This is a genomic window from Sphingobium sp. RS1 (assembly GCF_056156825.1).
In genome coordinates, this window is record NZ_JBLZXE010000002.1 from 1,587,730 (window position 1) to 1,600,093 (window position 12,364).

The 12,364-nt window shown below is 64.3% G+C and carries 13 protein-coding genes and 1 tRNA gene; 11 read left to right on the forward strand and 3 right to left on the reverse strand.

The annotated features are described in order from the left end of the window. Positions 1 to 21: 21 nt before the first annotated feature. On the reverse strand, positions 22 to 597 hold the full coding sequence (locus ACNHGR_RS09305; RefSeq protein WP_475285613.1) for a helix-turn-helix domain-containing protein: 576 nt from the start codon (positions 595 to 597) through the stop codon (positions 22 to 24). Positions 598 to 624: 27 nt separating this feature from the next. Between ACNHGR_RS09305 and ACNHGR_RS09310 the strand changes: the two genes are divergently transcribed. Next, positions 625 to 1,563 carry a DMT family transporter gene (locus ACNHGR_RS09310; RefSeq protein ID WP_184266626.1) on the forward strand — a complete coding sequence of 313 codons (939 nt, stop codon included), beginning with the start codon at positions 625 to 627 and terminating at the stop codon, positions 1,561 to 1,563. 94 nt (positions 1,564 to 1,657) lie between these two features. On the opposite strand, the gene ACNHGR_RS09315 is transcribed toward ACNHGR_RS09310, so the two are convergent. After that, positions 1,658 to 2,416 carry an enoyl-CoA hydratase-related protein gene (locus tag ACNHGR_RS09315; RefSeq protein ID WP_475285615.1) on the reverse strand — a complete coding sequence of 253 codons (759 nt, stop codon included), beginning with the start codon at positions 2,414 to 2,416 and terminating at the stop codon, positions 1,658 to 1,660. A 101-nt stretch (positions 2,417 to 2,517) separates the two neighbouring features. Here ACNHGR_RS09315 and ACNHGR_RS09320 point away from each other — a divergent pair, with 101 nt between their 5' ends. From ACNHGR_RS09320 to ACNHGR_RS09350, 7 genes are all read left to right on the forward strand, one after another. After that, positions 2,518 to 3,492 carry a bile acid:sodium symporter family protein gene (locus ACNHGR_RS09320; protein WP_475285617.1) on the forward strand — a complete coding sequence of 325 codons (975 nt, stop codon included), beginning with the start codon at positions 2,518 to 2,520 and terminating at the stop codon, positions 3,490 to 3,492. Between the two features lie 102 nt (positions 3,493 to 3,594). Then, positions 3,595 to 4,755, forward strand: coding sequence for an aromatic ring-hydroxylating oxygenase subunit alpha (locus ACNHGR_RS09325; RefSeq protein ID WP_475285618.1), 1,161 nt, complete (start codon positions 3,595 to 3,597; stop codon positions 4,753 to 4,755). Next, positions 4,752 to 6,362: a phytoene desaturase family protein gene (locus ACNHGR_RS09330; protein WP_475285620.1), complete on the forward strand. Its 1,611-nt coding sequence runs from the start codon at positions 4,752 to 4,754 to the stop codon at positions 6,360 to 6,362. The genes ACNHGR_RS09325 and ACNHGR_RS09330 overlap by 4 nt, the downstream gene beginning before the upstream one ends. 52 nt (positions 6,363 to 6,414) lie before the next feature. Continuing rightward, positions 6,415 to 7,410, forward strand: coding sequence for an aspartate carbamoyltransferase catalytic subunit (locus ACNHGR_RS09335; protein ID WP_475285622.1), 996 nt, complete (start codon positions 6,415 to 6,417; stop codon positions 7,408 to 7,410). Further along, complete coding sequence (locus ACNHGR_RS09340; protein ID WP_475285624.1) at positions 7,407 to 7,580, forward strand: hypothetical protein; 174 nt, start codon at positions 7,407 to 7,409, stop codon at positions 7,578 to 7,580. The genes ACNHGR_RS09335 and ACNHGR_RS09340 overlap by 4 nt, the downstream gene beginning before the upstream one ends. After that, a complete protein-coding gene (locus tag ACNHGR_RS09345) occupies positions 7,577 to 8,800 on the forward strand; it encodes a dihydroorotase (RefSeq protein ID WP_475285626.1) in 1,224 nt (407 codons plus the stop codon). Before ACNHGR_RS09340 ends, ACNHGR_RS09345 begins: the two co-directional genes overlap by 4 nt. Before the next feature lie 70 nt (positions 8,801 to 8,870). Beyond that, a complete protein-coding gene (locus ACNHGR_RS09350; protein ID WP_475285628.1) occupies positions 8,871 to 9,266 on the forward strand; it encodes an excalibur calcium-binding domain-containing protein in 396 nt (131 codons plus the stop codon). A 740-nt stretch (positions 9,267 to 10,006) separates the two neighbouring features. Here ACNHGR_RS09350 and ACNHGR_RS09355 read toward each other — a convergent pair. Continuing rightward, entirely contained in the window at positions 10,007 to 10,738 is a 732-nt protein-coding gene (locus ACNHGR_RS09355; RefSeq protein WP_475285630.1) for a hypothetical protein, read from the reverse strand. Positions 10,739 to 10,897: 159 nt separating this feature from the next. Here ACNHGR_RS09355 and ACNHGR_RS09360 point away from each other — a divergent pair, with 159 nt between their 5' ends. From ACNHGR_RS09360 to secE, 3 genes are all read left to right on the forward strand, one after another. After that, on the forward strand, positions 10,898 to 11,815 hold the full coding sequence (locus ACNHGR_RS09360) for a YihY/virulence factor BrkB family protein (RefSeq protein WP_475285631.1): 918 nt from the start codon (positions 10,898 to 10,900) through the stop codon (positions 11,813 to 11,815). A 63-nt stretch (positions 11,816 to 11,878) separates the two neighbouring features. Further along, positions 11,879 to 11,954: transfer RNA gene (locus ACNHGR_RS09365), tRNA-Trp, on the forward strand. Positions 11,955 to 12,126: 172 nt separating this feature from the next. After that, positions 12,127 to 12,330, forward strand: coding sequence for a preprotein translocase subunit SecE (gene secE / locus ACNHGR_RS09370; RefSeq protein ID WP_184266650.1), 204 nt, complete (start codon positions 12,127 to 12,129; stop codon positions 12,328 to 12,330). Positions 12,331 to 12,364 lie beyond the last annotated feature (34 nt).

Here is a 12,364-nt window from a genome sequence, read left to right on the forward strand (position 1 = left end):
AAACGAACGGACCTTATCGCTTCAAAACACAACATTCCTGACGAAGCGGACTGGGTCCGTTTCGCGATTGGCGAAAAGATAGGGGCGATCACTGGTGAAGATCAGGAAGTCGCCCCTTTCCACGCGTCGGGGGGCGGCCCCCTCCACCTCAACGGTCAGGACGCCGTCCGTCACATAAAGCATTTCGTGCCAGTTGGCGGCGTCGGCTTCGGCCGGATAGACGGCCCCTGCCCCCAGCGACCATGTCCATAATTCCGCTTCCCGCGCGGCGGGAACCGTACCGAGCAGCGTGGCGCGGCTGTCCGGGCTTTGCCCGCGCCAGGCGAGGCTGTCGATACGGCTGTTGTCGGGCATTTCGGGCGGCCGGACGAGGCGGGAGAAGCTGACGCCGAGTGCCTGCGCCAGCCGGTCCAGCGTTGAGAGGCTGACATTCGCCTCTCCGCTTTCGATGCCGGAGATCATGCGGCGGCTGACATCGGCGGCCGTTGCCAGTCCGTCCTGACTAAGGCCGCGTTCGGCGCGAAGCGCGCGGACATTGCCGGCGACGTGGGCGAGGACGTCCGGGCGGCGTTCCGCTTGCGCGTCTTGACTGTGCAATATATTACTCATAGGGCGATGTGCATTATGTTGCACAATGCCACTCCCGACAAGCCCCATGCCCCGCGCCTGATGATCGGCCGCCCCGAACTGGCGCTGATCGGCGTGACGGTCCTGTGGGGCGGCACCTTCCTGATCGTGCATCATGCGGTGCAGGAAACCGGCCCCTTCTTCTTCGTCGGGCTGCGTTTCGGTACGGCGGCGCTGATCGCCCTGCCGTTGGCGCTGCCGGTGCTGCGCGGCCTGACGGCGAAAGAATTGCTGGCAGGGCTGATGATCGGGCTGGGGATTTTCGTCGGCTATTCGCTCCAGACCTGGGGTTTGCAGACGATCAGCAGCAGTACGTCCGCCTTCATCACCGCCGCCTATGTGCCGCTGGTGCCGATCATGCAGTGGATCATCCTGCGGCGGCGGCCGCGCCTGACCAGCTGGATCGGCGTGGCGCTGGCCTTTGTCGGGCTGATGCTGGTGGCGGCGCCCAAGGACGGGCTGGCGCTGGGCAAGGGCGAGGCGCTGACATTGGTCAGTACGGTGGCGATCGCGCTGGAGATCATCTTCATCAGCCTGTGGGCGGGCAAGGTGAATGTCGCGCGGGTGACATTGGTGCAACTGGCGGTGACGTCACTGCTTGCCTTTGCCTGCATGGGGGCGGTTGGCGAGGCTGTGCCGCCGCTCAGCTGGACCGTGATCCTGAGCGCCTGCGGGCTGGGCGCGATGACGGCGCTGATCCAGTTCGTGATGAACTGGGCGCAGCGGACGGTGTCGCCGACGCGGGCGACGCTGATCTATGCCGGCGAGCCGGTCTGGGCGGGCATCATCGGCCGGATCGCGGGCGAGCGGTTGCCGCCCACCGCACTGATGGGCGGCCTGCTGATCGTTGCGGCGGTGATCGTCAGCGAGATGCAGTTCGGGCGGAAGAAAAAAGGCGTGGAGGTCGACGCTGGGAAAGAACCGGCATCGGCTTAACCCAAGCACCGCCCTGTAGGACAGGTTTTTCTTTCGCACGCTCCATCTGCCCTGCCCGTTTCTCGACTGCGCTCGAAACGAACGGATGTTGAAGTCATCCGCGCCTGAATATCGGCGCGCGCTTTTCGAAGAAGGCCGCGAAGGCCTCCTGTGCTTCGGGCGAGGACAGGCTTTCGCGGAACAGGCGCGCTTCTTCCTCTATCCGGGCGATGAGAATGGCGGGGTCCCCTTTCATCAGGCGCCGGGTGGCGAGCAGCGCCTGGGGCGGCTTTGCCATCAGTGCGGCCGCCTTAGCCCGCGCATGGGCGATGAGGCCGTCCGCCGGGACGATGGCGGTGACGAGGCCGGCACGATCGGCGCCCTCGGCATCCAGCGGTTCGCCCAGCATCAGCATCGCCGCCGCCTTGGCATGCCCCAGCACCGCTGGCGCGAGCAGGCTGGACCCGGCTTCGGGAACGATCCCCAGATTGACGAAAGGCATTACGAAGCGCGCGTCCGGTGCGGCATAGACGAGATCGCAGTGAAAGAGCATGGTCGTGCCCACGCCCACGGCGAGCCCCTGTACTGCGGCGACCAGCGGCTTGTCGAAGGTGGCGATGGCGCGGATGAAGTCGAAGGCGGCGGCCCCGCCCTCCGGCCCGGCCATGAAGTCCTTGAGGTCATTGCCGGCACAGAAGGCGTCACCCTGCCCCGCGATCAGCACTGCGCCGATTTCGGCACGCGCCGAGGCGTCGGCTAGCGCGGCGGTCATGGCGCGATACATGGGCGCGGTCAGCGCATTCTTCTTGTCGGCGCGGTCGATCATGATTTCCACCACGCCCTGATGTTCGGCGATCGCGATATGCTCGCTCATGGGGGAGCCTCTCCTTGTCTGCATCCAAGGGGAAATTGTTGGCGCAGGCAGGGGCCTGCGTCTATCCCCCGCCGCAATCCACCGTACGACCCGGAATAGCCATGAACCGCCTGCGCCAAGCCCTCGACCCGTTTCTGCTGCTGCTGATCGCCACCGTTGCCCTAGCGTCGGTCCTGCCAGCGCGCGGCGATGGCGCGCTGATCGCGGACTGGGTGGCGGATGCCGGCATCGTACTGCTTTTTTTCCTGCATGGCGCAAAATTGTCGCGCGAGGCGATCTGGGACGGGGCGAAAGCCTGGAAATTGCACCTGGCGACACTGGCGACGACCTTTGCCGCCTTCCCGCTGCTGGGGTTGCTGATCGGGCGATTCGGCTTCGTGCCACAGGATATGCGGGCGGGCCTGCTTTTCCTGACATTGCTGCCCTCCACCGTGCAATCGTCCATCGCCTTTACCGCGATCGCACGGGGCAATGTCGCCGCCGCCGTGGTGAGCGCCTCCTTCTCCAACCTGCTGGGCATATTCCTGACGCCGGTGCTGGTCGCGCTGCTGATGCAGAGGAGTGGCAGCGGGAGCCTGATTTCACTGTCCTCGGCGGAAGGGATCGTGCTGCAATTGTTACTGCCCTTCGTCGTGGGGCATTTGCTGCGGCCGTGGATCGGCGGCTTTGTGGCGCGGCACAAGGCGATGATCGGGCGGGTCGATCGCGGGTCCATCCTGCTGGTCGTCTATGCCGCCTTCTCCGCCGCCGTGGTCGAGGGGCTGTGGGCCAAGGTTTCGACCAAGGAATTGCTGGTGCTGGCGGGACTGTGCATCGCGATGCTGGTGGTGATCCTGCTATTCACGCTGCTACTGGGGCGGATGCTGGGTCTGCCGCGGGAAGATGCGATCGTGCTGCAATTTTGCGGGTCCAAGAAGAGCCTGGCGTCAGGCGTGCCGATCGCCGGCGTGTTGTTCCCGGCAGCGGCGGTCGGGCCGATCCTGTTGCCGATCATGCTGTTCCATCAGATTCAGCTTATGGCCTGCGCCTGGCTGGCGCGGCGCTATGGCGCGCAAGCCGATCCGGCTGCCGACTGAGACAGCGAGTTGGACAGGTGCATCGACTTTTGCGAAATACTGTTATACAAACGTAAAACATAACGAAGCCGGGGGGCGTTCGACATGATGCAAGGGGAAGTGGTGAGGCCATTATCCGGCAATGATCCCGATGCGGGATGGAGCCTGCCGGCCTGGACCTATGCCGACGCCGAATTTTTCGGGGTGGAGGTGCAGCGCATCTTCCGCCCGTCCTGGCAGATCGTCTGCCATGAGAGCGATATCCCCCATCCCGGCGATTTCCATACGCTCGATTATGTCGGCGAAAGCGTGATCGTGATGCGGGGCGACGATGGCGCCGTGCGCGCCTTTACCAATGTCTGCCGTCATCGCGGGGCGCGGATCGTGGACGAGGCCAGCGGCTGCGCGAAGAAGCTGGTCTGTCCCTATCATGGCTGGACCTATGAACAGGATGGCCGGCTGTCCGGCGTGCCGATGAAGGCCAGCTATGGCGCGGGCTTCGCGCTGGTGGATCATGGGCTGGCGGGCGTCGAGGTCGATAGTTGGCAAGGCTTTCTGTTCGTGCGGCTGGTGGATGATGGCGGGCCGTCGGTGGCGCAGATGATGGCGCCCTATGAAACGGAGGTCGCGCCCTATCGCTTCGGGGACTTGCGCGCACTGGGGCGGGTGACGTTGCGGCCGCGCGCGGTGAACTGGAAGAATATCGGCGACAATTACTCGGACGGACTGCACATCGCGGTCGCGCATCCGGGCCTCAGGCGGTTGATGGGCGATGGCTATGGCGTCGAAGCCTCCGCCCATGCCGACAAGATGTGGGGGCCGATCCTGGATCGCCCATCGGCCAATCTATCCGAGCGGGCCTATCAGCATTTCCTGCCGCCCATACCGCATTTGCCGCCGGAACGGCAGCGGCTGTGGACCTATTTCAAGCTGTGGCCCAATTTCGCCTTCGACATCTATCCCGATCAGGTGGACTTCATGCAGTGGCTGCCGGTGTCGCCGACGCAGACGCTGATCCGCGAGATCAGTTATGCCCTGCCCGATGATCGCAGGGAAATGCGGGCGGCGCGCTACCTGAACTGGCGGATCAACCGGCAGGTCAATGCCGAGGATACGGAACTGGTCGGGCGGGTGCAGGCGGGCATGGCGTCGGCCAGCTTCACCGTGGGGCCACTCAGCGAACAGGAAGTGGCGCTGCGGCATTTTTGCGGGCGGGTGCGGGAGGTGATCCCGCAGGCCCGGCAGCATCGCGCGCCGGGGATGGGATGGAGCAGCAAGGCATGAGCAAATCCTACGACGCGGTCATCATTGGCGGCGGGCATAATGGCCTTGTCTGCGCCTTCTATCTGGCGCGGGCGGGATATAAGGTGCGCATCGTGGAGCGGCGCGATGTCGTGGGCGGGGCGGCGGTGACGGAGGAGTTCCATCCCGGCTTCCGCAATTCGACCGCCAGTTACACGGTCAGCCTGCTCAATCCCAAGGTGATCCGCGACATGAAGCTGGCCGACCATGGCTATCGCGTGATCGAGCGGCCGATCAGCAATTTCCTGCCGCAGGAGGATGGCGGCTATCTGAAGCTGGGCGGCGGGCTGGAGAAGACGCAGGCGGAGTTTCGCAGGTTCAGCGCGAAGGATGCCGAGGCGCTGCCGGCTTATTATGATGCGCTGGAGGTGGTGGCGGATGTGCTGCGCGATCTGGTGCTGAAAAGCCCGCCCAATGTCGGCGATGGGCTGACCATGATCGTGGAGGCGCTGAAGCAGGGTCGGCGGATCGCCGGGCTGGGGCTGGAGCAGCAGCGCGATGTGCTGGACCTGTTCACCAAGTCGGCGCGCAGCTTCCTCAATAGCTGGTTCGAGAGCGATGCGGTGAAGGCGGCGTTCGGTTTCGACGCGGTGGTCGGCAATTATGCCAGCCCCGACACGCCGGGCAGCGCCTATGTGCTGCTGCACCATGTGTTTGGCGAGGTGAATGGCAAGAAGGGCGCCTGGGGCCATAGCGTCGGCGGCATGGGGACGATCACGCAGATCATGGCGAAGGTCGTGGCGGCCATGGGGGTGGAGATCAGCCTGGAAGCGCCGGTGGCGTCGGTGCTGGTCGATGGCGGGCGCGCGGTCGGCGTGCGGCTGGAGAGTGGCGAAGAGGTGATGGGCGGCGCGGTGATCGCGAATGTCGGGCCGAAGCTGCTGTATGAGCGGATGATGGACCCGGCAGACCTACCGGTAGATTTCCGCAAGCGGATCAAGGCTTTCAAGGCAGGGTCGGGCACGTTCCGGATGAATGTGGCGCTGTCTGCCCTGCCCGACTTCACCTGTCTGCCGGGCGTGGGCGAGCATCATCAGTCGGGCATCATCATCGCGCCGACGCTGGATTATATGGACCGGGCGTTTCTGGACGCGAAGCGCGATGGCTGGTCGAAGGCGCCGATCGTGGAGATGCTGATCCCTTCGACCATCGACGCCACATTGGCACCGGAGGGGTGCCATGTGGCCAGCCTGTTCTGCCAGCAATTCGCGCCGGAACTGCCCGACGGGCGAAGCTGGGACGATGAACGCGAAGCGGCGGCGGACGATATCATCGCCACCGTCGAGGCGCATGCGCCCGGCTTTGCGCAAAGCGTGATCGCGCGGCAGATTCATTCGCCGCTGGATCTGGAGCGCAAGTTCGGCCTCATCGGCGGCGACATCATGCACGGCAATCTGACGCTGGACCAGATGTGGGCGGCGCGCCCGGTGCTGGGCAACGGCGCCTATCGCGGGCCGGTGAAGGGGCTTTATATGTGCGGCGCGGGGACACATCCGGGCGGCGGCGTGACCGGCGCGCCGGGCCATAATGCGGCGCGCGAAGTGATGAAGGACAGAGCGATCTTCGGGAAATGGCGCAGACGGGCCTGAGCGCATCAGGACGCCTTGCCCTCCCCGGCTGGCTCCCCTAAAGCACCGGCTCATGCCAGACATTTTCATCCCCGACGCCACGCCCGCGCTGACCGGCCGGGCGCTGTTTCCGCACAGGCATCTTCTGTCCATCGCGGACCTGAAGCCCTGGGAAATCCGTTTCCTGCTGGATGAGGCCGAACATTGGGCGCAGGCTAATAAAGGCCGGGCGCGCAAGCATGACGACCGGCTGGCCGGGATGACGCAGATCAACGCCTTTTTCGAGAACAGCACGCGGACGCTGCTGTCGTTCGAGATTGCGGGGAAGCGACTGGGCGCGGACGTGGTCAACATGCATGCCGGCCAGTCGAGCGTGAAGAAGGGCGAGACGCTGATCGACACGGCGATGACGCTGAACGCCATGGCGGCCGATGTGATCGTGATCCGCCATGCCAGTTCGGGCGCGGTGCGGCTGATCGCGGACAAGGTCGACTGCCCGGTACTGAACGCAGGCGATGGCTGGCACCAGCATCCGACGCAGGCCTTGCTCGATGCGCTGACCATAAGGCGGCGCAAAGGTAGCTTCGAGGGGCTGGTGGTCGCGATCTGCGGCGATGTGCTGCACAGCCGGGTGGCGCGGTCGAACATGCTGTGCCTCGCCGCGCTGGGTGCGCAGGTGCGTGCGGTGGCGCCGCCGACGCTGCTGCCGCCAGAGGTCGAGATGCTGGGCGCGACGCCCTTTACCCGGATGGACGAGGGGCTGGACGGCGCCGATGTCGTGATGATGTTGCGGCTTCAGAATGAGCGGATGGACGGGGCCTTCATCCCCTCGCCGCGTGAATATCATGCGCTGTACGGGCTGACGCCGGAGCGGCTGGCGCTGGCCAAGCCCGACGCGCTGGTGATGCATCCCGGCCCGATGAACCGGGGCGTAGAGATTACCAGTTCGGTGGCCGATCATCCTGAGCGGTCCGCCATCACCGAACAGGTGGCGATGGGCGTGGCGGTGCGCATGGCGTGCCTGGACGTGCTGACGCGCAGCGCGCGGGGCGTGGAGGGATGGGCATGACCATCCCGACCAACGAGGAAAGCGGGATGGGCATGATCGACATGACACATATATCCCCCCCGTTCGGGCTGAGCCTGTCGAAGCCCCACCCTTCTTCCCTCATCGCCATCCAAGAGAAAAACAAGCCCTTCGACAGGCTCAGGGCGAACGGATTTAAGGTGGTTCTATGACTAAGATCGCCATCATCAACGGCAAGCTGGCCGATCCCAAGGGCGATGCGCCCGTCCCCGGCACCGTGCTGATCGAGGGCGACAGGATCGTCGCGGCGGGTGATGTCGCGGTGCCGGACGATGCGCAGCGCGTTGACGCGGGTGGGCTGGTCGTGGCGCCGGGCCTCATTGACCTGGGCGTGTTCGCGACCGACAAGCCGGCCTTTCACTTCGGCGGGATCACGCGCGCGGCGCTGATGCCCGACCAGCGCGCACCGCTGGATGAAGTCGGCCTGATCCGGCAGGCGACGCGGGCGGGCAAGCCCGATTTCTGGGTCCATCCGATCGCGGCGGCGACGCGCGGCCTGCTGGGCAAGGAAATGGCCGAAATGGGCCTGATGCAGATGGCGGGCGCCAAGGCGGTCGGCACCGGGCGGCAGTGGATCGCCGATTCGGGCGTGATGCTGCGGGTTCTTTCCTATGCCAGCGGCCTTGGCCTGACGCTGATCGCCCATGCCGAGGATGGCGGGCTGACCGCAAAGGCGGTAGCGACCAGCGGCGAGACAGCGACGCGGCTGGGCCTGCCGCATGCGCCGGCCTGTGCCGAGGCGCTGGCGATTGCCCGCGACATCATGCTGGTGCGCGAAACCGGCGCGGCGATCCATTTCCGGCTGGTGACGACGAAGGCGGGCTTCGACCTGATCCGCGCCGCCAAGGCGGAGGGGCTGAAGGTCAGCTGCGGCATCAGCCCGGCCTATCTGTTCCTGAACGATCAGGCGGCGACCGATTTCCGCACCTTCGCCCGCCTGTCTCCGCCATTGCGGGATGAGCGCGACCGGCAGTCGAGCCTGGCCGCCGTGGCGGACGGGACGGTCGATGTCATCACATCCAGCCACGATCCGCGCGGGCCGGAAGACAAGCGCCTGCCCTTCGCCGACGCTTCGCCGGGCATGGCGGGGGCGGAGACGTTGCTGGCGCTGTCGCTCAATCTGGTGCGGGAGGGGCATGTCAGCATGGGCCGGCTGATGACGCTGCTGAGCGCCAATCCGGCAAGGATATTGGGTGTCGACGCGGGCAGCTTCGCGGCGGGCAGCGCGGCGGACCTGATCTTCGTCGACCCCGATGCGCCGTGGATCGTGGACAGCGCCAAGATGGCGGCGGCGGCGGGCAACACGCCGTTCGACCGCGTGCCGGTGCAGGGGCGCACGCGGCGGGTGATGAAGGGCGGGCAGTTCCTGTAAGCGAACGGCATTTGTCATCTTTGCGGGAACCGATCCTTTACCATGATCCGGCTAACCACCGGGCATGACCATGGGGAATTTTGCCATCAAGGCGGCGCTGGCGGCCGTGGCCGTCGGGGGCATCGGCGGCGTTGCGTCGCGCTATGTCACGCGCGAGCCGGCCGTCGCCACGCCGTCGGTCGACAGCCCACCGTGGCGACCGACCCGCAACACGATCGGCCCTGAACGGCCAATGTCCGCCGCCGATCTGGACGGACAACAGCCCAGTGACGGCGGTGCGACAGCCGCGCCGCGCGCGCGTCAGGCAGCAGCAGTGGCATCGACCGGAGCAAGCTGGTCCTATCGCGGTTGCCGCGAGGCGAGAGCCGCCGGCGCCACGCCGCTCTATCGCGGCCAGCCGGGCTATGGCGCGCATATGGACGGCGACGGGGACGGCATCGCCTGCGAGGATTATCACCAGCGGTAATGACGGTGCGGGGGATGGCAGCGCGACAGGGCAAAGTTCACAGTGTCGTGCGGCTTTTCGAGCCTTAAGCGCTCCCGAAGCGATCGCAACGCGCTCGCGAAGCGTCACTGATGCGCCACTCGGATCACGGCTGCACGACATCAAGATCGCGTCGCCGCGCTTCCTATGCACCGGCATCGCAGCTTTGCGCATGACGGCCCGCTGATGAAACGGGCGGTTAGAGGGCGAGGCTTTCATCCTGCAGGATAAATCAAAGAAAATCCTACATTGGAAGCGCGGTGGCAGGATGGCTGGTGGCGATCGAGAGCGGTCGTTCTTGTCGTCAGAGGGAGCAGGATAGGAAGCCTTGCCACGTGGCGGTTTGGCGGCGTTGGATGCGGAGGATTGGCGCAAGGTCGGCCTATTTTCGTGAGGTTGCTTCCCCCTCACCCAGCTACGACTAGGCAGCAAGCTGCCAAGTCTGCGCAGCCCTCTCCCCCCACGGGGGAGAGGGGTAAAGGATGACTGCTTGCGACCAGAAGTGGAGTCCGGCGGGTACTTTGGTCTACCCCCATAGCCGTCACCCCAGCGAAGGCTGGGGTCTCAGGCCGTAGTAGAAAGAGGCAGGCCATCTCGCGCTATCTGTTGACGGAGTGCGTGGCTGCCTGAGATGCCAGCTTTCGCTGGCATGACGATGAGGGGCGTGTAGCGACCATTCTTGGACGTTTGATATATGCCGCAACGTTCTCAAAAGCTGACGCTCACAGTTGAGCAAGGCTGGCGTCCCGACGCATCGCGAACTTCCATGCCGTAACGGCGATACTAGCGGTCAGGACCAACGTTGCAGCGGCAACGACGGCACCACACAACGCTAAGGCAATCGCTTCACCGACGTTCGTAGCGGACGACATGCTGGGCACGAGTTTGTTCACGCTACTAGCTGCGAAGAACACCAATATCAGCGACCAGCGATAGCCCTTGGTTGCCTTGACGATCTGCATCGGGCTTACGAACCGTGCCGAAATCGCCTGCGCTATCGGCCAAGCGGGAAGGAAGGCTACAAACAGCAAGCCCACGAAAAACAACGCGATAACGATCGAAATGGTCAGGCCATCGTGCGCACCAGCGCCAGCCGCATAAACTAGAATGGCCAAGCTAGATAATATCGGCACGAACGTCAGGAGGGCAACGGCTGTGAACTTGACGAAGCCAACGACGGATGATGGCTTTTCAACCATTGTCATTGTCGTAGCATATGCCGCTGCGAGCCAAGGCAATATGACAACGGCTAGAAGGGCGTAGTTCCATTCAGAGAACTTAGCGCCATTCCCCCAATGAACTAGGTCGGTGATGGCAGATAGCGCGCCCGCTATTGCGACGTAGATCAACCCAAGCTTGGGGACGGTGGCGAACTCGCCCATCGTCTGCGTGAAGAAGTCTTGAAATGTGGAACCCCCGGTCATTCCGGTAACATGAACGACAATGCTTTGCATCGCAATCTAGGTTCTGCATCAGACGCTACGTCTGCTTATCGTCGTCACCGTCCGATAAGCCGCCAGTCTCCTAACCACCCAATCCACCCTTCCATCCACCCCATCAGGGAACCACCCTCCCCCTCGCGCGCTTGCCTTGGTGAACAGCAGGGGAATGTGATGACCGCACAAGTCGCGAGCCAAGTGCATGTCGACGCGCCGTGGAAGATACCGGCGCGGGGATGGTGGGAGATTTTGAAGCGGGTCCATGGTGCGCTGTCGTCCAACCATGTCGGGTTGCTGGCGGCGGGCGTGGCCTATTATGCGTTCCTGTCGATCGCGCCTTTGCTGGCGGCCGTGGTGCTGACCTATGGCCTGTTCGGCGATCCGGCGATGGTCGGGCGGCATATGCAGGCGATCATTTCCGTCGTGCCCGCCGACGCCGCCTCCCTCATCAACGACCAGTTGCTCGGCGTGGTCAGTACGCGCAAACCCGCGATCGGGTTCGGGCTGCTGCTGGCGCTGGCGATCGCCGTCTATGGCGCGACCCGTGCGGCGTCGGCGATCATGGAGGCGCTCAATATCGTCTATGGCCAGAAGGAAGGCCGCAACATCCTGAAATTCTATCGCACGTCGATGGGCATCACCTTTTCGGCGGTGCTGGTGGTGGTCGCAGGCGTGTTCACCGCGACGATCATCGGGCTGTTGCAGGATTTCCTGACCAACTGGGGGCCGGGCGTGCTGTTCGCGATCAAGGCGACGACATGGGTGTGCGCGGGCCTGCTGGCGAGCACGATCTTTGGCCTCATCTACCGGTTCGGGCCGAACCGCCGCCATGCGCAATGGCAATGGCTGACGGTGGGGTCGGTGGCCGCAACCCTGTTCTGGCTGGCCGCGACGCTGGGCGTGTCCTTCTATGTTTCCACATTCGGCAATTATAACAAGACCTACGGGTCGCTGGGCGCGGTCGTGGTGCTGCAACTCTGGCTGTTCGTGTCCGCCTATATCGTGCTGCTGGGCGCGCAGATCAACGCGGAGGCCGAGCGGCAGACCAGCGTCGACACGCAAGTATCCGAGCCAATGCAAAAAGCCGCATAATGGCGCTTGCCCTCCCCGCAAGGCCACGCTAAAGCGCCCTCCTCGCTGGCCCAAGGCCAGTGCAGGAGTGTAGCTCAGTTGGTAGAGCGTCGGTCTCCAAAACCGAATGCCGGGGGTTCGAGTCCCTCCACTCCTGCCAAGCGAACTGGCCGCGAACCCTTGAAAACACAAAGGTCCGCGGCTAGGTTCGCAGGCGAATTTGGTCGCGGAGCGAGCGGCCGCACCCCCGGACGCTGAAACAAAGCGGGATCGGGAGGGCGGACTGTTGCTTCGCGATTTGGTGTTGGTTTCAAGACGTGCAAAGGCAGACGATGGCGAAGGTTTCCCCCGGCGAATTCGTCAACCAGGTACAGACCGAAGCGAAGAAGATCGTATGGCCGACCGGCCGCGAAACGATGATGACCGGCGTGATGGTCGTCATCATGACGACGCTGCTGGGCCTGTTCTTCTTTGGCATCGACACTTTCTTCGGCGCGATCGTCCAGTGGTTGCTGGGATTGGCATCGGGACGTTGAGCATAAACGCTCTGAACAGGAGTTTGAGACGGTA

Bases quoted from the DNA above. Each gene is read 5' to 3' on its own strand.
- ACNHGR_RS09310 (WP_184266626.1), top strand. From the start codon at position 625: ATGTTGCACAATGCCACTCCCGACAAGCCCCATGCCCCGCGCCTGATG.
- ACNHGR_RS09315 (WP_475285615.1), bottom strand. From the start codon at position 2,416: ATGAGCGAGCATATCGCGATCGCCGAACATCAGGGCGTGGTGGAAATC.
- ACNHGR_RS09320 (WP_475285617.1), top strand. From the start codon at position 2,518: ATGAACCGCCTGCGCCAAGCCCTCGACCCGTTTCTGCTGCTGCTGATC.
- ACNHGR_RS09330 (WP_475285620.1), top strand. From the start codon at position 4,752: ATGAGCAAATCCTACGACGCGGTCATCATTGGCGGCGGGCATAATGGC.
- ACNHGR_RS09335 (WP_475285622.1), top strand. From the start codon at position 6,415: ATGCCAGACATTTTCATCCCCGACGCCACGCCCGCGCTGACCGGCCGG.
- ACNHGR_RS09340 (WP_475285624.1), top strand. From the start codon at position 7,407: ATGACCATCCCGACCAACGAGGAAAGCGGGATGGGCATGATCGACATG.
- ACNHGR_RS09345 (WP_475285626.1), top strand. From the start codon at position 7,577: ATGACTAAGATCGCCATCATCAACGGCAAGCTGGCCGATCCCAAGGGC.
- ACNHGR_RS09350 (WP_475285628.1), top strand. From the start codon at position 8,871: ATGGGGAATTTTGCCATCAAGGCGGCGCTGGCGGCCGTGGCCGTCGGG.
- ACNHGR_RS09355 (WP_475285630.1), bottom strand. From the start codon at position 10,738: ATGCAAAGCATTGTCGTTCATGTTACCGGAATGACCGGGGGTTCCACA.
- ACNHGR_RS09360 (WP_475285631.1), top strand. From the start codon at position 10,898: ATGACCGCACAAGTCGCGAGCCAAGTGCATGTCGACGCGCCGTGGAAG.
- secE (WP_184266650.1), top strand. From the start codon at position 12,127: ATGGCGAAGGTTTCCCCCGGCGAATTCGTCAACCAGGTACAGACCGAA.